Origin of the sequence: Curtobacterium sp. NPDC090217 (assembly GCF_044746705.1) — a bacterium.
Taxonomy (GTDB): domain Bacteria; phylum Actinomycetota; class Actinomycetes; order Actinomycetales; family Microbacteriaceae; genus Curtobacterium.
The window spans coordinates 1,493,689-1,514,373 of the sequence record NZ_JBIVCR010000001.1 but is presented as its reverse complement, the minus strand read 5'-3'; the positions used below and the strand labels follow the sequence as shown (position 1 = coordinate 1,514,373).

The window sequence follows — 20,685 nt, the reverse complement described above, 5'->3', positions numbered from 1 at the left end:
CGGCCGCATGAGACACCCCGCGCCGATCACCCCGGGCCCCGGCCAGGAGTCCGTCTGGGACTACCCCCGACCACCCCGCGTCGAGCCCACCTCCGACCGGGTCGTCGTACGACTCGGCGGCGAGGTCATCGCCGACACGACGTCCGCCGTGCGGGTGCTCGAGACGAGCCACCCGCCGGTCTACTACCTGCCCGCGTCGGACTTCGCCCCCGGCGCACTGACTCGGACGACCGGCTCGAGCATGTGCGAGTTCAAGGGCCGGGCGGCTTACTTCGACGTGCACGGCCGGGACACGACCGTGCCCCGCGCCGGCTGGACCTACCCGACCCCCGAGCCGGGCTTCGGCGAGCTCCTCGACCGAGTCGCGATCTACCCGGCCGAGATGGACTCCTGCGAGGTCGCCGGCGAACGGGTGCAGGCGCAGGCCGGCGACTTCTACGGCGGCTGGATCACGTCCAGGGTCGTCGGGCCGTTCAAGGGCGAACCGGGCACCCTCGGCTGGTGACGCCGGGAGGCCGCAGCCTCAGCCGATCCGCTCGTACCGCACGATCTCCGGCCGGAGCTTCAGCACGCGGATGAACGAGCGCAGCTGGTACGACCCGCCACCCACCGTGACCCGGTAGCGGTCGCCCCGCTCCACCTCGGCCGCGATGTCGTCCTGGTTCTCCCGTGTGACCCCGCGGAACAGGGTGAGCTCACCGCAGTCCGGCGAGGAGAACCGCACGAACGGCGAGTGCGAGTACCGGCCGGTCGTGATGCCGACGGCCACCCCGTCGACCGCGCAGTCGAGCGTGACCGGGTGGGTGCGGTCGTAGACCGGCAGACCGAAGACGAAGACCGGCACGGACAGCAGCGGCACGAAGACCAGCAGGAGCGTGAGCCACCACCGCACCCACGCACGACGCGGGTGCTGACGCGCCCACTCCCGTCGGCGGTCCTCCAGCCCCGTCTTCGAGTACCCGTGTCGTCCGGCCACCGTCCCCCCTCGTGGTCACCGATATCCTCGCAGAGTGGGGGAACACCGATGACGCACGTGGGGCCACGCGCCAGGCGACGGCCGTTCGACCGCACCCGCCACGCCTGGACGTGGCTCAGGACGATGCCTCGGGACGACCGCAGGGGCCTCGCGCTCGTCGCCTGGTTCCTGCTGGCCGGGCTGCTCATCATGGGGAGCGGACTGATGGTCCTCTGCGGACTGTTCGCGACCCCCGGGAAGTACGTCGCGCTGCACCACGACACGCAACTGCGCAATGAGGGCCGCACCGTCTCCGGTCTGGTCACCGACATCCGCGAGACGCGGCACGTCGGCGACCCGGACTGGACCGAGTACACGCCGACCGTCCGCACCCGCATCGGCGGCGCGACCGTGTCGACGCGGCTGGACGACGACTCCGCGGACCAGGCCGGCGTCTACCGGGTCGGGCAGCGCGTCCAGCTGATGATCGACCCGGCCCACCCCGACGAGCCCCGCGTCCGCAGCGACCGGATCCGCGACGCGCTCGTCGACGACGCCCGGACGTGGACGATCGTCCTCGTCGTCGGGGCGGCCGTGTTCGTCCCGCTCCTGACGGCGGCGATCCGTTGGGTCCGTCGCGAGGACCGCCGGACCGAGGCCCGTCGCCTCGAGCGCGCGGCCGAACGCATCGCGGAGCGCGAGCAGGAACGCGACCAGCAGCGGGGAACGTGAGCACACTCCGGACGGGAGGCACGGTGCTGGCCCGCACCGAACCTCCCGTCCGCGACGTGGCTGGCTATGCTCGCGACGTGACGGATGCGCGGACCACCAAGCGGGCGGCCATCCTGGCCGCGGCCTCGACGCTGTTCGTCGACCGGGGCTACGCGGGGACGTCGCTCCGCGACATCGGCCGCGCGGCCGACGCCGACGCGGCACTCGTGATCCACCACTTCGGCTCGAAGGACGGCCTGTTCCTGGCCGTCCTGGAGTCCGTCGGGCCGCAACACCCCATCTCGGAGGGGCCACTCGACTCGCTCGGCGAACGGTTCATCCGGTTCGTGCTCGACGCTGGGCCGCAGGTGCGCTCGACCTTCCTCGCGATGTTGCGCGCGGCGGACTCGGACAGCATCAACGAGGAACTCCGACGACAGCACGAGCTCGCCTTCGTCCGCCCGCTCCGTGCGAGGCTGACCGGCGCCGACGCAGACCTGCGCGCGTCGCTCGCCGCCGGCCTGGTCGGCGGGCTGCTCTACGCGCTCTGGGTGGTCGGCGACGAGACGCTGCTCGCCGCCGACCACGACCAGGTCGTCGCGAAGTACGGCCGGCTCCTGCAGGAGCTCATCGACCCCAGCTGATCGACCTCAGCTGATCGACCCCGCGTGCGTCCCGACCGGGCTACTGCACGGACCAGCCGCCATCGGAGGCCAGGACCGCCCCGTTGATGTTCACGGCGTCGTCGCTGAGCAGGAACGTGATCGACGCGGCAAGCTGCTCCGCCGTGGCGAGGGACGGGATCGCCGCCTGGAACGGGCCGAGGCGGGCTGCGCCGACCTCGGAGACGTGCGCGGGCATCGGGATGCCGGTGGCGACACCTCCGGGGGCGACCGCGTTCACCCGGATGCCCTGTTGCGCGTACATGAACGCGGCACTCCTCGTCAGCCCGATCACGCCGTGCTTCGACACCGTGTAGGCGTTGCCGGACGCGTTCCCGCGGAGGCCGGCCTCGGAGGCGACGTTCACGATCGCACCCTTCCCGGCGGCGAGCATCACGGGCAGGACCGCCCGCGAGAGCTTGAACCCGCCGGTGAGGTTGATGCCGATGACCCGGTCCCACGTGGCGTCGGAGGTCTCGTGGAGCGGGGAGAAGTCGTCGTTGATGCCGGCGACGTTGGCGAGGGCGTCGATGCGGTCACCGGCGGCGGCGACGATCGCATCGATGTCCTCCTGCTTCGTGATGTCCCCGGTGACGGTGACGACCTCGCCGCCGCCGGCCGACGCACCGCCGCCGAAGCCGGCTGCGAGGTCGACGAGCCGGTCGGCGGAGACGTCGACGGCGACGACCCGGCCGCCTTCACGGACGATCCGCGACGCCGTCGCCCGCCCGATCCCCGACGCGGCGCCGGTGACGACGACGGTCTTGCCTGCGAACCGGCCTGCGGTGACCTGCTCGGTCCAGCCCGTGTCCTCGGTGGATTCGGGGATCTCGCCACCGTTGGCAGCCCGGACGAGGTCGTCGACGGCCGACTGCGGCAACTGCCCGCCGGACATCACGACGAGCTGCTGCAACGCCATGCCACGGGCGGGCGTCAGGACCTCCGGGTCGAGGCCGGCCGGGGCGAGCAGGTCACGGAGCAGGGCTCCCCCGGTGGGGTCGTCGAGCCACGTGCCGACGGTGGAGGAGCCGGTGAGCGGTGCGGACATGTGCGTTCCCTTCGTCACCACCACGGGTCCGGCCGTGCCGGTCGACGAGCGTCGTTGCTGGGTGGCACTCGCATTCAACACTGTTGAACCCGCGCTCCGACAGTGGTGGGGCCGTGCAGTTCCTGAACGTTCCGTGCACCCCCCAGCGCAGCCGCGGGTGACATCGTTGCCACTACGATCGGGGCATGCCCACCGAGCAGACCCCTGCGAGCGTCGGCGGACCACGTCGCCGACCCCGGCTGCAGGACATCGCCGAGGCCACCGGCGTGAGCATCAAGACCGTCTCCCGAGCGATCCGGGGCGACGGGCCGGTCCGGGACGAGACCCGCGCCCGCATCCTCGCCGAGGCCGACCGACTCGGCTTCCAGCTCAACGACATCGCCGCTGGGCTGCGCCGCAAGAACCAGTCGATGGCCACGGTCGGCGTCACGCTCGGGGACGTCACGAACCCGTTCTTCGCCCCCATGCTCCGCGGGATCCACTCCGTGGCGACCCGGCACCAGCACCTCGTGCTCTCCGGCGACGCGCAGAACGACGCCGACCTGGAGCACCGGGTGATCCGGCAGTTCTTCGCGCACCGGGTCGCCGGCCTCATCGTCGCGCCGATCGGGGACGACCTGGCCTACCTGGCGGAGGAGGCCTCGTTCGGTGCCGCGATCGTCTTCGTCGACTCGCCGCCGCCCGGCCTCGACGGGCTGCTCGACGCCGTCACCACGACGAACGAGCGGTCCACGCGCGAGGGCATCGCGATGCTCGTCGCCCGCGGCCACCGCCGCATCGGGTTCCTCGGGCACCCACGAGCGGGCAGCGGCGCACTCGAACGGTGGAACGGCTACCGTGCCGCCCTCGCCGAGGCCGGTCTGCCGCTCGACATGGACATCGTCCGGGACGGCCTCGTCACCGACGCCGACGCGACGGCCGCCGCGGAGTCGATGCTCGTCGCCACCGACCCGCCGACCGCGGTCTTCACGGACAACAACCGCCTGTGCACGGGCCTGCTGCTCTCGACCGGGTACGCCGAGCGCCCGGTCGACGTGCTCAGCTTCGACGACTTCCCGCTCGCGCCGAAGTTCGGGGTGAGCGTCATCGACAGCGACCCGTACGAGGTGGGCAGGGTCGGCGCCGAGCTCCTGTTCGATCGGCTGGCGGACCGTGGACGGCCCGCGCAGCGGGCCGTGGTGCCGGCGCGGCTCGTGGTGCGCGAGCGCACCTGATCCGGCCTCCTGAGCCGGGTGCGCCGGACGGGAGGCTCGTGGCGGGCCCGCACCGGGCCTCCCGTCCGCCGGATGGCCGGGTCAGTCCACCAGCCGCAACCACGCGTCGGCGAGCGCCGCGTGGCCGGCCGGCGTCGGGTGGACGCCGTCGGCGGCCCAGTACTCCGGTCCGGTCGTGGCCGCGAGCCCTGCGAAGAGCCCGTCGGCGGCGAGCAGGTGCGCACCGAACGTCCTGGCGAGCTCCCGGACGACCTGGATCTTCGGGTCCAGGTCCTCGCGCTGCACGCGTTGCGCGTCGTTCACGGGGAGCAGGAACGGCTCGATGAGGATCAGCTGCGTCCCGCGTTCGGCAAGCGGGGTGAGCAGACGGTGGATGCCGGCACGGAAGTCCTCCGCGGGGATCTCGTAGCCGTCCTCGGCGTAGTCCTTCCACCCGACGTCGTTCGCGCCGATGAGCAGTGAGACCAGATCGGGCCGCGTGTCGAGGACGTCGCGCTCCCACCGCGGTTCGAGGTCCATCACCTTGTTGCCGGAGATCCCGGAGTTGTGCCAGCCGACCTGCCGGTCCGGGTGGCGGAAGCCCCACTCGCCGGCGACCCGGAGCGGGTACCCCCACCCGAGGGGCTGCTCGATCTCGAGGTGCTGGCAGTCGGTGATCGAGTCGCCCGTGAACATCACGGTGTCCCCGGGTCGGAGGGTGATGGTCATGCGAGGTCCTCTCGTTCGGTCGGCGTGAAGGTGGCCACGCCGATGGTCGTGTCGCTCTGGCCGTAGTAGGCGAACCAGGTGCCGTGGTGGAACACCAGCCCCTCGACGAACGTGACGTCGTCGACGAGCCCGTGGCGCTCCTCCTCGCTCGTCGGCGAGAGCCAGGGCTCGGTCGCCTTCGCGACGACCCGCTCGGGCCGCCGCGGGTCGATGAGCACCTGTCCGCAGGCGTACGTGACGTCGTCGACGGCACGGACGATCGCGCTGTTGTGCATGAGCAGCACGTGCCCGGTCCGGGTCACCACCGGCTGCGGACCGGTCTCGACGAGGTCGCCCATGAAGGTGCCGGGCTCCGGTCGGAGGACGGGTTCGGCGACGACGTCCCAGTGCAGCAGGTCGGTCGAGGTGGCGAGGTGGATGTTCCCCTCGCCGAACCACATCAGGTACCGGCCATCGACGGGTTCCGGCAGGATCACCCCGCCCTTGCTCCAGTCCGGCCCCGGGGTCTCCCGGACGCCGGCGAACGTGTTGACACCGGGCACGATCGGCCCGTGCTTGGTCCAGGTGCGCAGATCGGTGGACTCCGCGATGCAGAGCCGCGCAGTGTGCCGGTCCCACCCGGTGTACGTGCACCAGTAGGTGCCGTCGATCCGGACGACCCTGGGGTCCTCGCAGCCGTACCGCTCGTAGTCGTGCTCCGGCACCATCACCGGGTCGGGTTCGGTCTCGAAGGTGTACCCGTCGTCGCTCCAGGCGAGCCCGAGCGACGACACGATGTCGTCGGCGTGCGCCCGGTAGAGCAGGGCGATCCGGTCGTCGACGACGATCGCCGCCGGGTTGTAGACGTTCGCCGACTCCCACGGCTGCCGCCCCGGCCGGAGCACGGGGTTCTCCGCCGCGGGAACGAAGGGCCCGAACGGGTAGTCGATCGGCGGGTAGCCGATCGGCGGATGGTCCGCTGGTGCGCTGGTCATCCGATGAGCCTCCTGATCCCGTCGGCGGTGTCGGCGACGCCGCCGGCCACCGTTCCCCGACCCGACAGCATCGGGTTCCACTGCGTGGTGGTGATGTCGGTCGCGTTCGTCGCCCATGGATCGAGGAACTGGGTGATGAACTTGTCCTTCGCGGCGAGCTCGTACTCCGCCGTGGCGGCGATGCTCATCGACGCTGGGTCACCGGCAGCGGTGAGCCCCTCGTAGTACCCCTTCGTGCCGGGCTCGTAGGCGATGGGCGCGACGGGGACGGCACGCATCGCGTCGTTGAACCCGGTGGACTCCAGGTACGAGATCGCCTTCCACGTCCGTTCCGGATGCTGCAGGGTGGACGGCGAGCAGATGCCGTTCGTCTCGATCGGCTGCACCGAGGCCTCCGTCCCGGCCGGCCACGGCGCGTAGCCCCAGTCGAACTTCGGCTTGTTCGGTGCGATGAACTGCTGCACGAACTGGCCGGCGAACATCAGCGGCACTGCGCCGTTCGAGAACGCCGCTGGCACGTTCGTCGGGTCGTAGTCGGGGTTCGTCATCTCCCCCGCGGCGATCGCGTCGGTGAACCGCTTCGCGCCCTCGCGGAACGTCGCATCGGTGGACACCGACGTCGCGTGCACGAGGTCGTCGACGAACGGCTTGCCGCCGTTCGCCACGGAGTACGCGGACACCCCCTGTGGACTGTCGAGGAGCGGCCACTGGTTCACGAGCGGCGTCGTCGACGGGTCAGCGGCCTTGAGCTTCGCCATCGCCGAGAACAGGTCGTCCCACGTCCAACCGGCCTTCGGGACGGGGATCCCGTCCTTCTCGAACGTGTCCGCGTTGTAGAAGAACCCGTAGGTGTTCGCGAGGGTCGGGATGCCGGCGATGCGGCCCTTCGGCGTGGTCCACGACGCGAGCGCGCCCGGGGAGAACGAGTCCGGGTCGAGGCCGTCCCCCGAACGGAGCTTGCTCGTCCAGTCGTAGAGCAGTCCCTCGTCGGCGAGGTTCTGCGCCTCGGCGGTCGTGCACCAGAAGAAGTCCGGTGCCTTCCGCGCGATCATCAGGCTGGCGAGCTTCTGGGCGTAGTCGGCGTTCGGGGAGTCGCTCCGTTCCACGCGGATACCCGACGACTTCTCGAACTTCGCCATGGTCTTGTCGAACGCCGTGTTCGTCGGGATCGACTCCCACGTCATGTACGTGACGGCGTCCGATCCGGATGCCGATCCCGGGGCACTGCACCCCGTGAGGCCGAGCCCGACCATCGCGGCGGCCGCGAGTGCCGCGATCCACTTCGCGCGCGGCGCGCTTCGTCGTTGTCTGGTCATTTCGAGATCGTCCCCAGCGAGCCGATGCCCTCCATGAAGTACCGCTGAGCCAGGAAGAACAGGGCCAGTGGCGGCAGCATGAACAGCAGGTTCGTCGCCATGTAGTAGTTGTACTGGGAGCCCGCGGTGTCGCTGAGGAAGGACGCCATGCCGAGCGACAGGGTGAACTTCGAGGACGTCGTCAGGTAGACGAGCGGGTTGAGGTAGTCGTTCCAGGCCAGCTGGAAGGACATGATCGCGACCGTGATCCAGACCGGCTTCGTGATCGGCAGCATGATCTTCGTGAAGATCGTCCAGTGCCCGGCGCCGTCGATGAGCGCCGACTCGTCGATGTACCGCGGGATGGACTGGTAGTACTGCCGCGCGAGGAACACGAAGATCGGACTGCCGAAGAACGCCGGCAGGACCAGCGGGATCCACGTGTCGATGACCCCGAGCGAGATGTACAGGTGCTGCAGCGGGATGAGCCCGACGATCCCGGGGACGAACAGGCTGCCGGAGATGAGCGCGAACCACAGCTTCCGGCCGGGGAACTCGATCCGGGAGATCCCGTAGCCGACGATCATCGAGCTGGCGACGGCGCCGAAGGTCGAGACGACCGTCACGATCACCGTGTTGAGCAGCAGCCGGTAGAAGTGGATCTGCGCCGGCCCGGCGACGAAGTTCCCGAAGTCGAACTCCTTCGGCAGGAACGTCGGCGGCAGCTGGTTGATGTCGCCGTTCGTCTTGAGCGCGATGCTGATCATCCAGACCAGCGGGACGAGCATCGTCACGCCGAGCAGCCCGCAGAGCACGTACCAGGCGATGCGCGACAGGAGCATCGGCACGCGCTGGTTGAGCGGGACCCGGCGGGTGGCCGGGATGTCCTCGACGCGCGTGGGCGTGGCCCTCGGTCGGTCCGTCACGGCGCTCATGCCTCACCACCGCCCGAGAACCGACCGCGGGTGACGCGGAGCATCACCAGGGTCACGATCATCACGATGACGAACAGGACCCACACCTCGGCGGTCGCGTAGCCGAGCTGCGGCGACGAGATGAAGTTGGCGAACCCGTCCGTGTAGATCTTGTACATGAAGAGGTTCGTCGACGTGCCCGGTCCGCCCTTCGTCAGGATCGCGACCTGGTTGAAGGTCTGGAACGCCGCGTTCAGCTGCAGGACGAGCTGGAGCAGCAGGATCGGGCCGATCATCGGGAGGGTGATCCTGAAGAACCGGCGGACGGCTCCGGCGCCGTCGACCTTCGCGGCCTCGATGAGCTCGACGGGGACGGCCTGCAGCCCGGCGAGGAAGATGATCATCGTCCCGCCGACGCCCCAGACGCCGACGATGAGGATCGACGCGAGCGCGACCTTCGAGTCACCGAGCCACATGCTGGTCGGCAGGTGCAGCGCCCGGAGGACCTCGTTCGCGAGCCCGTACGTCGGGTCGTAGATGTACTTCCAGAGGGTCAGGACCGCGACGGCCGGCAGCACCACCGGCAGGTAGAACAGCGTGCGGAACAGCCGGACTCCGCGGAGCGAGCGGTTCACGACGACGGCGAGCCCGAGTCCGGCCGCGATGGTGACCGGCACGGAGATCACGACCCACAACAGCGTGACCTCGATCGACGGCCAGAACTTGGTGTCCTGCGTGAACATCCGGACGTAGTTGTCGAGGCCCGTCCACTTCGCGGGGGTGAGCCCGTTCCAGTCCGTGAACGAGTGGTACAGCGACGTCACCATCGGGTACGCGACGAACAGCACCAGGCCGATGATCGCGGGGAGGATGAACAGGTAGCCGACGACGGCGTCGTGCCGTCGTCGCCCCGATCTCCTCGTGGGCGTGCTGCGACGGCGGTCGACCGCGGTCGCGAGTGGGGCCGGTGGGGCCTCCACGGTGGTGTTGGTCATCCGTTCTCCTCCTCGAGTACGGCGCTCCGGCGGATCCGGAGCGTGACGATCTGGAACGGGCGGAACTCGAGCGAGACCGTCCCGTCCACGGGGTGCAGGACCTCGAGCGGGCGTTCGAGGAGGTCGACGACCTCCACGCCGCCGGCGTCCAGGTCCCAGGCGATGCGTGCGTGGGAACGCGCGCCGAGCGACTCGTACAGTCGGACGACGAGGTCGCCCGACCGGTCCTCGGCGAGCTTCACGCTCTCGACGACGACGCCGTGCCTGGTGCTCGTCACGCCCGACGCGTCCTCGACGCGCACCAGCGGTGCGACCGGTCCCGTGCCGAACCGGCGGCGCGGCGGCAGGTTCAGCCGGTAGCCGGCGTCGACCGCGTCCGCCACGCTCGCGTCGCTCACGAGCCGGTACCCGAAGCGGTGGCGACCCTGGTCCGCTTCCGGGTCGGGGTAGCGCGGTGCGCGCAACAGCGAGAGCCGCACGTCGGTCCCCGGCAGCGCGCCGTCGTCCCCGTCCCGGCGACGGACGTCGTGCCCGTAGGTCGAGTCGTTCGCGATCGCCACCCCGAATCCCGGCTCGCCGACGTGCACCCAGCGGTGGGCGGCGATCTCGAACTTCGCGGCGTCCCACGTGGTGTTCTGGTGCGTCGGACGCTGGACGTGGCCGAACTGGATCTCGGACGTCGACACGTCGGTGCGGACGTCCAGCGGGAACGCGACCTTGAGGAACCGCTCGGACTCGTGCCAGTCGACCTCGGTCACGAAGTCGATCTCGCCGCGACCTGGACGCAGCGTCATGCGCTGCACCGAGGACGACCGTCCGAAGCTCCGCTCCACCACGACCGTGGCGGAGCCGTCCTCCGTGCGCTCCACGCGCATGGCGTCGACGTCGTCCAGCACCCGCCCGGTGGCGAGGTAGTGCTCGTCCACGTCCCACGCGTCGAACGCGTTGGGCACGTCCTGGTGCAGGACCAGGTCGCCGAGCCGGGCCCCGGCGGCGACCAGCTCGCGACCGCGAGCGACGTCGCGGACGCTCACCGCGCCTCCCGTCCGGTCGACGACGACTCGTAGTGCCCCGTTGTCGAGGACGGTGGACTCGCCGTCCTGCCGCACCTCGACGGCCTGGAGGCCCTGGTCGTCCCCGGCAGGCCCGGCACCGAGTGCAGGCACGCCGTCCACCGCCGTCGGCGCGGCGTTGAAGGTGACGGCACGGTCGCCGGCGCCGGCCAGGACGTCGAGCGCCGAGCCGATGATCGCTTCGAGTTCGTCGCGGACGGCCACGTAGGCCTCCGCGGCCTGCCGGTGCACCCAGCCGATCGACGAGCCCGGCAGGATGTCGTGGAACTGGTGCAGCAGCACGGTCTTCCAGAGCCGGTCGAGGGCGTCGTCCGGGTACGGGACCCCGTGGCGGACCGTGGCGGTCGCGCTCCACAGCTCGGCCTCGCGGAGCAGGTGCTCGCTCCGCCGGTTGCCCTGCTTCATCGCGGCCTGGGACGTGTAGGTCCCACGGTGGCCCTCCAGGTACAGCTCCCCCACCCACGTCGGGGCGTTCGGGTACTCCCGCTCGGCCTCCTCGAAGAAGGACTCCGGGGTCGCGTGCTCCACCACCGGTGAGCCCTCGAGGTCCGCCTGTCGTCGCGCCCGCTCCAGCATCACGATCGTCGGCCCGCCGCCGCCGTCACCGTGCCCGAACGGCACCATCGAGGTGGTGGCGTCGCCGTGGTCGCGGAAGTTCGACGACGCGTGCTGCAACTCGTGCGGGGTGAGCTCGGACAGGTAGCTGTCGACCGGCGGCATGTGGCTGAAGAGCGTCGTGCCGTCGATCCCCTGCCACCGGAACGTGTGGTGCGGGAACCTGTCCGTCGGGTTCCCCCACGACAGCTTCTGCGTGAGGAACCAGCGGTACCCGGCGAGCGCGGCGATCTGCGGGAGTGCTGCGGTGTACCCGAACGAGTCCGGGAGCCACACCTCGTGCGGCTCGACCCCGAACTTCTCGGCGAAGTAGCGCTTGCCGTGCACCATCTGGCGCACGAGTGCCTCGCCGCCGGGCAGGTTCGTGTCGGACTCGACCCACATGCCGCCGGCGGGGATCCACTGGCCGCGGGCGACGGCCGCCGTGATCCGCGCGAACAGGTCGGGGTGCGTCTGCTCGATCCAGGCGTACTGCTGCGGCTGGGAACACGCGAACCGGAAGTCCGGGAAGCGGTCCATCAGGTCGAGCACGTTCGAGAACGTCCTGGTGCACTTGCGGATCGTCTCCCGTGTCGGCCAGAGCCACGCGGAGTCGATGTGCGCGTGCCCGATCGCCGCGAGCCGGTGCGCGCTGGCGTCGGCGCGGCGGGCGAGCTCGGGTGCGAGCACCGCGCGGGCCGAGGCGGCGGTGCCGCGGACGTCGTCGAGGTCGAGCGCGTCGCACGCCAGGTCGATCGCGCGCAGGAGCTTCACGCGACGCGGCCGATCGGCGGGGAGTTCCTCGGCCCAGCCGAGCAGGACCTCGAGGTCGACCTCGAGCGCCTGGGTCTCGGGGTCGAGCACCGCGAGGTCCGCACGGACGAGTTCGTAGAGCGGTGGGCCGTCCGGCGCGATCCCGTCGCCGAGGTGGGTCGGCCGGAACTGGGCGGCGGCGACGTCGGGGTTCGCCGCTGCCTCGACCCAGAGGTCGACGGTGGGATCGTCCGCCGAGAGCGGCACCCACTGCGAGCGGGGGTGGATGCCCTTGACGATGCTGCCGTCGGGACGGTGGACCAGTCCCTCGCACTGGAAACCCGGGCCGGAGTCCGGCTCGAAGCCGATGTCGACGAGTGCCACCAGGGTGGGTCCCGTGGAACCGAGCCGCGCCCGGTCGCGGTCGGCCGCCTCGATCACGCCCCGCCAGCTGTCCGGGACCGCGCCGGTCAGGTGCAGCCAGCTCGTCGTCCATGCCGGTCCCCACGGGTCGCCGACGGCGGCCGGGCGGAACTCGTCGACCGGCGCCGTCGCGACCGCGAACGACTCGGGTTCGCCGGCGAGGTGGCGGACGGCGATCGTGAGCGGGGCCGTCACCGCCTCGGTGGCGGGACGGATGCGCTCGCGGAGGACACGGGCTGCGCGGTCGATGATGCGCTGTGGATCAGTGTGCACGGGAGCAGTGTGTCAACGTTGACTGTCGGTGTCAACGTTGTCACTATGACGTCATGGACATCCACCTCGCCTCGACGACGCGGCCCTGGCTCGGCTCGCTGAACGACACCGCAGTCTGGACACTCGACCGGAACACCGTCGCGGACGACCGCGGGACGTACATCCGCGCAGGGGACGGCTACGTCGACCCGTGGACCCGTGACGCCGCCCTGAACAGCTGGGGCGCCGCATCGATCCTGCGTCCCGACGCCGCGCGGTCGACCCTGCTGCGGGTCTGCGAGACGCTGCCGGACGGTCGCCGGGTGATCGCGCAGGACCAGCAGTGGTGGGACCAGGTCGTGTGGGTGCTGGCCGCGCGCGACCTCGCCGTGACGACCGGTGACGCCGACCTGCTGCGCACGGTCCTCGACGTCGGTCGTGCCTCGCTCGCGATCCTCGACCGCGAGCGTTTCCGGCCCCGCTGGGGGCTGTACTCGGGTCCTGCACTCATGCAGGACGGCATCTCCGGGCTCCCGACACCGCCCGCCACCACCGACGAGCCGACCTCCTTCGTGCTCGACTACCCGGACGCGCACGAGGTCATGACCCTGTCGACGAACGTGCTCTACGTCGCGGCCCACCGGTGCCTGGCCGCGACCGCCCGGGACCTCGGGGAGGACGCGGGCGACCTCGACGAGCGCGCCGACCGACTGGTCCACGCCGTCCGTGAGCACCTCGGCGACGGCGACACCTTCGGGTACCTCGTCCACGGCACCGGACCGACCGCCGGAACGCTCGAGCACCACCGCGAAGCCGCGGGACTCGCGCTCGCAACGGTGTTCGACGTCGCACCGGAGCACGCACGAGCCGCGGTACTCGCCTCGATCGGCCGTGGTCCTGCTGGGGCGGTCAACGTCGCCCCGCACTTCGCGGACCGGTACTCCGACGACCACCCGGGTCGGCACAACGCGATCTGCTGGCCGATGGTGATGGGATTGACGGGCCTCGCCGCGGCCACGGTCCGCGACACCGACGGTGTCGACCAGACCTTCGAGGACCTCCGTGCGCTCGTCGCACGGAGTGACGGCCGCTTCGACGAGGTCCACGACGCCGTGAACGGCGCACCGTCCGGCGGCTGGCAATGCGGGTTCCACTGGGACAGCGAGCCCAACCAGACCTGGTCGGCGACCTCGTTCCTCCGTCTCGTCCACCTCGGGACCCTGGGACTCCGTACCGGCCTCGACGCGGTGCGGTTCGACCCACTGCGACCGGCCGCCGAGGAGGTCGTCACCGCCTCCGGCATCCGGTTCCGGGGCGCGACGATCGACCTCACCATCGAGGCGGCGGACCGGGGCGCCCTGTCGATCGACGGCATCGACGTCGACCCGGCGAACGGCGTCCCCGGCGACACCACCGGTCACCACGTCGTACACGTCGCGGTCGCCGCGTGAGCACCTGGATCTGGGACGCGTTCCACCGGCAGACGCCGAACCGGCTCCTGCTGCTCCGCCGGATCGTCACGTGCGACGACGCCATGGTCGCCGGTGAGCTGCACGTGGCGGCACGGGGCTCGTTCCGGGTGTGGGTCGACGGTGCGTTCGTCGTGCACCACGACGTCCAGAGCAGCAATCCCGGCGACGACGCCGTCCGTGTGGACCTCGCGCCGGCGCTGACCGGTCGACGGCAGGTCGAGGTCGTGGTCGGGGTCCACCTGCTCGGCATCGGCACGCACCACGAGCCGCGAGCGCTGGGCGGCCTGTGGGCGGAGGGACGCCTCACCGACGCGTCCGGCGCCACCCACCCCATCGACACCGACGCCGTCTGGCAGACCGCGGTCCCGCAGGGATGGCGTCAGGGCACCCAGCAGGCGGCCTGGTCGACCGGGTTCACCGAGTGGTCCGACCGCTCCCTCGACGACGAGCACCTCGGCTGGACCGGTGCCGTGCCCTACCCCGACGACCAGCGCCCGCGGCCGTACGACCGGCCGGTGCACGAGCACCCGGTCGACCTCGAGCCGCACCGACAGCACGTCGGGCACGTCCCGACCGCGGCGTGGGCCGGACTGGCACTCGACACGCCGGACCGCGCCGCGGCACTCGTCGCCGCGGGCAGGATCCGACTCCCGGGTCCGCCCACGGACGGCGCCGCGGGCTTCGTGCAGTACCGGCTCCCCCACCAGCTGGTCGGGTTCCTCACCCTGACGGTCGACGCACCGACCACCACCGTGCTGGACGTCGTGATGGGCGAGGCGACCGATGCCTTCGGCTGGCCGACCGCCACGCGGCAGGACATCGCCGCGGTCGACACCGTCGTGGTCCCCGCCGGTCGGACCGTGCATCGGTTCTGGCACCGCCGGTCGTTCCGGGAACTCGCCGTCGTCGGCCGGTCCGCCGCCGTCACGGTGATCGCGGAGTTCGCGTCCGTCACCGCCGACCGCCCGGACCCGGTCTTCGTCGCGGAGGAGGATCGGTACGCACGCATGCACGCCGTCAGCACGGCGACGGTCCGCGTCGGCCGGCAGGACCTGTACGAGGACTGCCCGCTCCGAGAGGGTGGGCACTACGTCGCGGATGCCCGACTGCAGGCACTGTTCGACCTCACCACGACCGGGGTCGCGGACACCTCGCGACGGTCGCTCCGGCAGTTCGCGGGCACGCAGGACCCCGACGGCATGATCCCGGCACTCTCGCCGAGCGGCACCCACCACCGCATCCCGGACTTCTCGCTGCAGTGGGTGTGCCACCTGGACGAGCACGTCCGGCTCACGGGCGACGACGCTCTGCTCGCCGAGCTCGAGCCCGCCCTCGACCGGACGACGGACTGGGCGGACGGACGGTGGCGCAACGGCCGGTTCGACACCGACGAACCCGGCTGGTGGTCGTTCATCGACTGGTGGGACTTCACGGCCGAGGCACGCAGCGCGGCGATGGACGCGCAATACGCCGCGGCGCTCCGGTCGGCGTGCGCACTGGCCGACCGCGCGGGTCGTCCCCAGCGGGCGGCGCAGCACCGAGCGCGACTCGAGGAGGTCCTCCGGAGCCTGACCGGGCGACTCCACCACCCGCACGCGGCCGCGATCCTCGCATGCGCACTCGACACCGCTGACGCCCGTCGGCTCGTCGACACCACCGTGTTCGAGGGGTTCGTCCCCGAGACCGGGTACTTCGCGTTCGCGCTCTGCCGCGCGCTCGTCGTGCTCGGCGCGCCGACGGCAGCACGACACCGGCTCGACGAGCACTGGGGCCGCATGCTCGACGCCGGGGCCGGCACGTGGTGGGAACGGTGGTCACCCGACGCCGGAGACGACGACCAGAGCCTGTGCCACCCGTGGTCCGCCGGTCCGGTCCTGCTCCTTCCCATGCTGGCGTGCGGCGTGGACCCGCTCGCCCGCAACGAGGCGGACGCCCGCTTCGCACCCGTCCTGCACGGGGTGCACGCCGCGCTGCACACGCCGTGGGGTGTCGTCACGACGTGAGTCGCGGGCCACGACCAGTAGTCTGAGCGTCCCGACAGCCACGATCCCCAGGAGGACCACGCATGTCAGTCGGCCTGCTCGCCGTCGTCGACGACATCCTGTCGGCCGCCCTCAAGGCCAGCGCGAAGACCGCCGGCGTCGTGATCGACGATGCCGCGGTGACCCCGCAGTACGTGCAGGGCCTCGAACCCGCGCGCGAACTGCCGGTCGTCGGGCGCATCGCCCTCGGCAGCCTCTTCAACAAGTTCGTCATCATCATCCCCCTGGCCCTCCTGCTCACGGCGTTCGCCCCGTGGGTGCTGCCGTGGCTGCTCGTCCTCGGCGGCACGTACCTGTGCTTCGAGGGTGCCGAGAAGGTCATGGAGTGGTTCGGCTTCCACCACGAGAGCGGTGCCGCGGAGACGACGACCGAACCGAAGCTGGTGTTCGGCGCGATCCGGACCGACCTCATCCTGAGCACCGAGATCATGCTCATCGCGCTGGCGAGCCTTGACACGGGCCTCGGGTTCTGGGCGACGCTCGGCGCGCTCGCGGTGATCGCCCTCGCGATGACGGGGGTCGTCTACGGTGCCGTCGCGCTGCTCGTGAAGGTCGACGACGTCGGCCTCCAGATGATGAAGAACCCCGTCCGCCGCACCCGGCGACTCGGCGCCAGGATCGTCGCCGCGATGCCGGCCGTCTTCCGCGTGATCAGCATCGTCGGCACCGTCGCGATGCTGTGGGTGGGCGGTCACCTGGTGATCGCGAACCTCGCCGAGACGTTCTGGCACGGCCCGCTGGACCTGCTGCACGTCGTCGAGCACGCGATCGAGGCCGCCGGCCCCGTCGTCACCTGGATCGTCGACACGGCGCTGTCGGCCGTGGCCGGCCTGGCGCTCGGCCTGGTCGTGGTCGCGGTCGTGACCGGCGTCGGCCGGCTGCGCGGTCCGCGGCACCAGACCGCGCACTGACGGACGGGAGGCTCGTGGCGGGCCGGTCACGAGCCTCCCGTCCGTCAGCTGGTCACCGCGCGACTCGCTGCCAGCCGGTCCGCGCGGTCGTCCGTCCGCCGGTCCGCGCGGAGGCCGTCGACGGCGATGACCGCGAAGCGCCGCGCGGCCGCGAGCCGCTGCGCGGCGGGCGCGCGGGAGACGCCCCGTCCGGCGAGCAGCACCAGCACGAGGTCGTCGAGGACGAAGTCCGCGCGGAGTGCACCCGCTGCCTGTGCCCGTCGCGCGATGCCGGCGAGGATCCGCAGCAGCTCGGCCCGGTGGCGCGCGAAGTCGACGGCGTCGGGGAAGTCGTTCGTGAAGGCCTCGACGAACGCGTGGTTCCTGGCGTTCAGCTCGCTCGAGTCGACGACCACCCCCCGGAGCCCACGCCACGGATCCGGATCGGCCGCCCCGAGTTCGACGATCGCACGGCACTCGCGGAGCTCCTCGGCGAACGCCGCGCCGACCAGGTCCTGCTTCGTCGGGAACCGTCGGTAGAGCGTCGCCGGTCCCACGCCGGCGCGTCGTGCGACCTCGCGCATCGTCACCCCGAGGCCGACCTCGTCGAACAGCGTCCTGGCCGCGTCGAGCAGGCGGTCGCGGTTGTCGAGCGCGTCGGAGCGCAAGTGAGGCATCGGGGCAGGCACGTCTCTCACTCTACGGAAGTGGACGCCTGCGTCCACTACCGTCGAACGCGCCGGCCGATCGGTGCCGGCAGGACCAGAGGAGGACGTCGTGCGCGCAGTGTCGATCGAGGAGTACGGCCCAGCGGAGGGCCTCGTCGTCTCGGAGCGCCCTGACCCCGTCGTCGGCCCGGACTCGGTGCTGATCGAGGTCGAGGCGATCGGGGTCGGCGGGGTCGACGCGGTGATCCGCCGCGGGACCCTCGGGAGTTCGTTCCCCGTCGGGATGGTCCCGGGGAGCGAGGTCGCGGGGACCGTCACCGCGGTCGGCGACGGCGTCGACGGCGCATGGGTCGGCCGGCGGGTGTGGGGCTTCACGGGCACCAGCGGGGCGTACGCCGAGCTCGCCGTGGCCCGGCTCGAGGACGTCACGGTGCTCCCGGACGGCCTGTCCGCCGTCGACGCGGTCGCGGTCGGCAGCGCCGCCACGGTCGCGCACTTCGCGCTCCGGCACGCACACCTGACGGCAGGCGAATCGGTCCTCGTGCGTGGCGCGGCCGGCAGTCTCGGGATCGCAGCCGTCCAGCTCGCAGCGCAGGCCGGCGCCACGACCATCGCGGTCACGACGTCGTCGCCCGAACGGGGCCGACGACTGCTGGGCCTCGGTGCCACCCACGTCCTCGATCGCTCCGGTCGCCCCCTCGACGACGGCGCGGCTCCGTCGGACTTCGACGTCCTGGTCGACGTCGCTGGTGGCCCCGAGCTGCCGTCGTTCCTCGAGATGCTCGCCCCCAACGGGCGCGCGGTCTCGATCGGGGTGGTGGGCGGCTACCCGCCGGCCGACTTCGGCATGACGCTCATGCGGTTGTTCCAGCGGTCGCTCTCGTTCGCGACGTTCAGTCTCGACACCGTCCCTCGCGACGAGCGCAACGACGCCCGCGCCGCACTCCTCGCCACGGCCGCTGCCGGCGGTCTGACCCCGGTCGTCGAGGCGGTCCTGCCGCTCGACGACGCCGTCGAGGCACATCGACGGATGGACGCCGGGAGCGTCTTCGGGCGGATCGTGCTGACGGCGCGCTGAGCGCGACGTTCCCGGTTCAGGACGTCACTGTCCACCGAACCCGGTAGTCGCGATGCCCTTGATGATCTGCCGCTGGAAGAACAGGAACACGATGATGAGCGGCGCAGCCGCGAGCATCGCCGTCGCCATGTTCTGTGCGTACTGGATGCCGAACGCGCTCTTCACGGTCTGCAGCCCCACTGGGAGCGTCATCAGGTTCGCCTGGTTCGTCACGAGGAACGGCCAGAGGAAGTTGTTCCACGCCCCGATGAACACGAAGATCGCCACGGCGGCCAGGATCGGTCGCGACAGGGGCAGCACGATCGTGAAGAACACCCGGAGGCGCCCGGCTCCGTCGACACGCGCCGCTTCCTCGAGCTCGACCGGGATCTGGTCGAAGAACTGCTTGAGGATGAACACCATGGCCGGCGCGATCACCTGCGGCAGGATGATGCCGAGGTACGTGTCGACGAGGTTCATCGCCAGCATCTCGTAGAACAGCGGGATGATCAGCACCTGCGGCGGCACCATGATCGAGCCGATGATCGCGGCGTAGAGCCACTTCCGACCGGAGAAGTCGAGGCGGCTGAACGCGTACGCCGCCAGCGTCGACAGGATCACGGTGACCAGGGTGACGACGACGGACGTGAACAGCGAGTTCCAGATCCAGACCGGGATCTGCCCCTGGGTCAGCACCTTGACGTAGGCATCGATCGTGAAGCCACCGGCCGGGATCCAGGACTGCTGCGCGGCCGCGGCGTCGGTCTCGGACTTCAGCGAGGTGTCGATCGCCCAGAGGATCGGCAGCAGCCAGCTGACGGCCAGCACGATCAGGACGACGAGCGCCCCGATGCGTGCTGGCCCCCACTTCGGCCCGTGGTGCTTCGTGGTCCGGACCCGGACGGTCGTCGTGGGGGTGCTCGTCTGGAGCGACTGCGGGTCGATGGTGGCGGTGCTCATGCTGCCTGTCCCTTCGTGGCGGCACGGACGGCGGCGCGCTTGCGACGCGCGTCGGCCCGATCGGCACGGGCGATGGCGTCACCACGACGCCCGGCGGTGAACTGTGCGATCGAGATGATGACGATCATCGCGAAGAAGATGTACGAGATCGCGGACGAGTAGCCGAAGCGGTACCCGGTGAACCCCGACTCGAAGATGTACTCGACGATCGGCCGGGTGGAGCCGTTCGGTCCGCCGGTGGTCATCTGGTAGATCTGGTCGAACACCTTGAGGGACGCCAGGATCTGCAGGACGACGATGAGTCCGGTCGTGCCGCGGAGCTGCGGGAGCGTGATCGACCAGAGCTTCCGCCAGGTGCCGGCTCCGTCCAGCGATGCCGCTTCGTACTGCGACTCCGGGATGTTCTGCAGGGCGGCCAGGTACAGCAGGAAGTTGAACCCGACGGTCCACCAGACCGTGGTGCCGACGACGGCGTACATCGCGATGTCCTGGTCGTTGAGCCAGTTGCTCGGCGGGAGTCCGATCGAGGTCAACAGGTGGTTGAACAGCCCGAGCTGCGGGTTGAACAGCCACAGGAAGATCTGCGAGACGACGGTCGACGCGAGCAGGTACGGCATGAAGAAGGACAGTCGCCAGAGCCACTGTCCCGGCAGGCCGGTGTTCACCAGGAGCGCCATCGCGAGGGCGACGACCACGAGCGGGATCGTCGACAGGACGGTGAACCAGACGGTGTTGCCCATCGAGCGCCACATGTCGGCGTCGCCGAAGGCCTCGAAGTAGTTCGCGAACCCGACGAGGTGGTTGCCGGCCCCGGTGAGGCTGGTCGCGGTGAAGCTGAGGTAGAGGCCCCAGACGATGGGGACGACGAGGAACGCGATGAAGAACACGACGAAGGGGGCGACGAACGCCCACCCCGCGCGGTTGTCGCGCTTGCGCTTGACGGTCCGGCCCCTGGCGCGGGACGCGTCGCGCTCCCCGGCACTGACTGCGTGCGGTGTCGGACCTGCGGTTGCTGATGCCACGAT

Annotated in this window: 19 protein-coding genes; 8 read left to right on the top strand and 11 right to left on the bottom strand. The window is 70.9% G+C overall.

What is annotated here, in order from left to right:
• Window positions 1–7 precede the first annotated feature (7 nt).
• Complete coding sequence (locus tag ACIPJ2_RS07430) at window positions 8–505, top strand: DUF427 domain-containing protein (RefSeq protein ID WP_402728242.1); 498 nt, start codon at window positions 8–10, stop codon at window positions 503–505.
• A gap of 18 nt (window positions 506–523) precedes the next feature.
• On the opposite strand, the gene ACIPJ2_RS07425 is transcribed toward ACIPJ2_RS07430, so the two are convergent.
• The gene (locus tag ACIPJ2_RS07425) at window positions 524–976 is read right to left on the bottom strand and encodes a hypothetical protein (RefSeq protein WP_402728241.1); all 453 of its coding nucleotides are present in this window, start codon (window positions 974–976) and stop codon (window positions 524–526) included.
• A gap of 123 nt (window positions 977–1,099) precedes the next feature.
• On the opposite strand from ACIPJ2_RS07425, the gene ACIPJ2_RS07420 reads away from it, so the two are divergent.
• Together ACIPJ2_RS07420 and ACIPJ2_RS07415 are read left to right on the top strand one after the other, a co-directional pair.
• Entirely contained in the window at window positions 1,100–1,687 is a 588-nt protein-coding gene (locus tag ACIPJ2_RS07420; protein WP_402728240.1) for a DUF3592 domain-containing protein, read from the top strand.
• A 77-nt stretch (window positions 1,688–1,764) separates the two neighbouring features.
• Window positions 1,765–2,310 carry a TetR family transcriptional regulator gene (locus ACIPJ2_RS07415; protein ID WP_402728239.1) on the top strand — a complete coding sequence of 182 codons (546 nt, stop codon included), beginning with the start codon at window positions 1,765–1,767 and terminating at the stop codon, window positions 2,308–2,310.
• Between the two features lie 40 nt (window positions 2,311–2,350).
• On the opposite strand, the gene ACIPJ2_RS07410 is transcribed toward ACIPJ2_RS07415, so the two are convergent.
• The gene (locus ACIPJ2_RS07410) at window positions 2,351–3,376 is read right to left on the bottom strand and encodes an SDR family NAD(P)-dependent oxidoreductase (protein WP_402728238.1); all 1,026 of its coding nucleotides are present in this window, start codon (window positions 3,374–3,376) and stop codon (window positions 2,351–2,353) included.
• Window positions 3,377–3,561: 185 nt separating this feature from the next.
• Between ACIPJ2_RS07410 and ACIPJ2_RS07405 the strand changes: the two genes are divergently transcribed.
• Window positions 3,562–4,590 carry a LacI family DNA-binding transcriptional regulator gene (locus ACIPJ2_RS07405; protein WP_402728237.1) on the top strand — a complete coding sequence of 343 codons (1,029 nt, stop codon included), beginning with the start codon at window positions 3,562–3,564 and terminating at the stop codon, window positions 4,588–4,590.
• 81 nt (window positions 4,591–4,671) lie between these two features.
• Here the strand turns inward: ACIPJ2_RS07405 and ACIPJ2_RS07400 are convergent, their stop codons facing one another.
• The 6 genes from ACIPJ2_RS07400 to ACIPJ2_RS07375 are packed head-to-tail and all read right to left on the bottom strand — an operon-like array spanning window position 4,672 to window position 12,592.
• The gene (locus tag ACIPJ2_RS07400; protein WP_402728236.1) at window positions 4,672–5,298 is read right to left on the bottom strand and encodes an SGNH/GDSL hydrolase family protein; all 627 of its coding nucleotides are present in this window, start codon (window positions 5,296–5,298) and stop codon (window positions 4,672–4,674) included.
• Complete coding sequence (locus ACIPJ2_RS07395) at window positions 5,295–6,272, bottom strand: glycoside hydrolase family 130 protein (protein WP_402728235.1); 978 nt, start codon at window positions 6,270–6,272, stop codon at window positions 5,295–5,297. The genes ACIPJ2_RS07400 and ACIPJ2_RS07395 overlap by 4 nt, the downstream gene beginning before the upstream one ends.
• The gene (locus ACIPJ2_RS07390) at window positions 6,269–7,588 is read right to left on the bottom strand and encodes an ABC transporter substrate-binding protein (RefSeq protein ID WP_402728234.1); all 1,320 of its coding nucleotides are present in this window, start codon (window positions 7,586–7,588) and stop codon (window positions 6,269–6,271) included. The genes ACIPJ2_RS07395 and ACIPJ2_RS07390 overlap by 4 nt, the downstream gene beginning before the upstream one ends.
• Complete coding sequence (locus ACIPJ2_RS07385; RefSeq protein ID WP_281267027.1) at window positions 7,585–8,502, bottom strand: carbohydrate ABC transporter permease; 918 nt, start codon at window positions 8,500–8,502, stop codon at window positions 7,585–7,587. The genes ACIPJ2_RS07390 and ACIPJ2_RS07385 overlap by 4 nt, the downstream gene beginning before the upstream one ends.
• Window positions 8,499–9,476, bottom strand: a complete 978-nt coding sequence (locus ACIPJ2_RS07380; RefSeq protein ID WP_402728233.1) for a carbohydrate ABC transporter permease — start codon at window positions 9,474–9,476, stop codon at window positions 8,499–8,501. Before ACIPJ2_RS07380 ends, ACIPJ2_RS07385 begins: the two co-directional genes overlap by 4 nt.
• Complete coding sequence (locus ACIPJ2_RS07375; protein ID WP_402728232.1) at window positions 9,473–12,592, bottom strand: alpha-mannosidase; 3,120 nt, start codon at window positions 12,590–12,592, stop codon at window positions 9,473–9,475. Before ACIPJ2_RS07375 ends, ACIPJ2_RS07380 begins: the two co-directional genes overlap by 4 nt.
• Window positions 12,593–12,645: 53 nt before the next feature.
• On the opposite strand from ACIPJ2_RS07375, the gene ACIPJ2_RS07370 reads away from it, so the two are divergent.
• From ACIPJ2_RS07370 to ACIPJ2_RS07360, 3 genes are all read left to right on the top strand, one after another.
• Window positions 12,646–14,022, top strand: coding sequence for an MGH1-like glycoside hydrolase domain-containing protein (locus tag ACIPJ2_RS07370; protein ID WP_402728231.1), 1,377 nt, complete (start codon window positions 12,646–12,648; stop codon window positions 14,020–14,022).
• Entirely contained in the window at window positions 14,019–16,046 is a 2,028-nt protein-coding gene (locus ACIPJ2_RS07365; RefSeq protein ID WP_402728230.1) for a hypothetical protein, read from the top strand. Before ACIPJ2_RS07370 ends, ACIPJ2_RS07365 begins: the two co-directional genes overlap by 4 nt.
• Window positions 16,047–16,108: 62 nt before the next feature.
• Window positions 16,109–16,996: a DUF808 domain-containing protein gene (locus ACIPJ2_RS07360; RefSeq protein WP_402728229.1), complete on the top strand. Its 888-nt coding sequence runs from the start codon at window positions 16,109–16,111 to the stop codon at window positions 16,994–16,996.
• A gap of 44 nt (window positions 16,997–17,040) precedes the next feature.
• Here ACIPJ2_RS07360 and ACIPJ2_RS07355 read toward each other — a convergent pair whose 3' ends face one another.
• Window positions 17,041–17,652: a TetR/AcrR family transcriptional regulator gene (locus ACIPJ2_RS07355; RefSeq protein ID WP_402728228.1), complete on the bottom strand. Its 612-nt coding sequence runs from the start codon at window positions 17,650–17,652 to the stop codon at window positions 17,041–17,043.
• Between the two features lie 100 nt (window positions 17,653–17,752).
• On the opposite strand from ACIPJ2_RS07355, the gene ACIPJ2_RS07350 reads away from it, so the two are divergent.
• Complete coding sequence (locus ACIPJ2_RS07350) at window positions 17,753–18,721, top strand: zinc-dependent alcohol dehydrogenase family protein (protein ID WP_402728227.1); 969 nt, start codon at window positions 17,753–17,755, stop codon at window positions 18,719–18,721.
• Window positions 18,722–18,745: 24 nt separating this feature from the next.
• Here ACIPJ2_RS07350 and ACIPJ2_RS07345 read toward each other — a convergent pair whose 3' ends face one another.
• Both ACIPJ2_RS07345 and ACIPJ2_RS07340 read right to left on the bottom strand, forming a co-directional pair.
• Window positions 18,746–19,660 carry a carbohydrate ABC transporter permease gene (locus tag ACIPJ2_RS07345; RefSeq protein ID WP_281267019.1) on the bottom strand — a complete coding sequence of 305 codons (915 nt, stop codon included), beginning with the start codon at window positions 19,658–19,660 and terminating at the stop codon, window positions 18,746–18,748.
• Window positions 19,657–20,682: a carbohydrate ABC transporter permease gene (locus ACIPJ2_RS07340; RefSeq protein WP_402728226.1), complete on the bottom strand. Its 1,026-nt coding sequence runs from the start codon at window positions 20,680–20,682 to the stop codon at window positions 19,657–19,659. The genes ACIPJ2_RS07345 and ACIPJ2_RS07340 overlap by 4 nt, the downstream gene beginning before the upstream one ends.
• Window positions 20,683–20,685 lie beyond the last annotated feature (3 nt).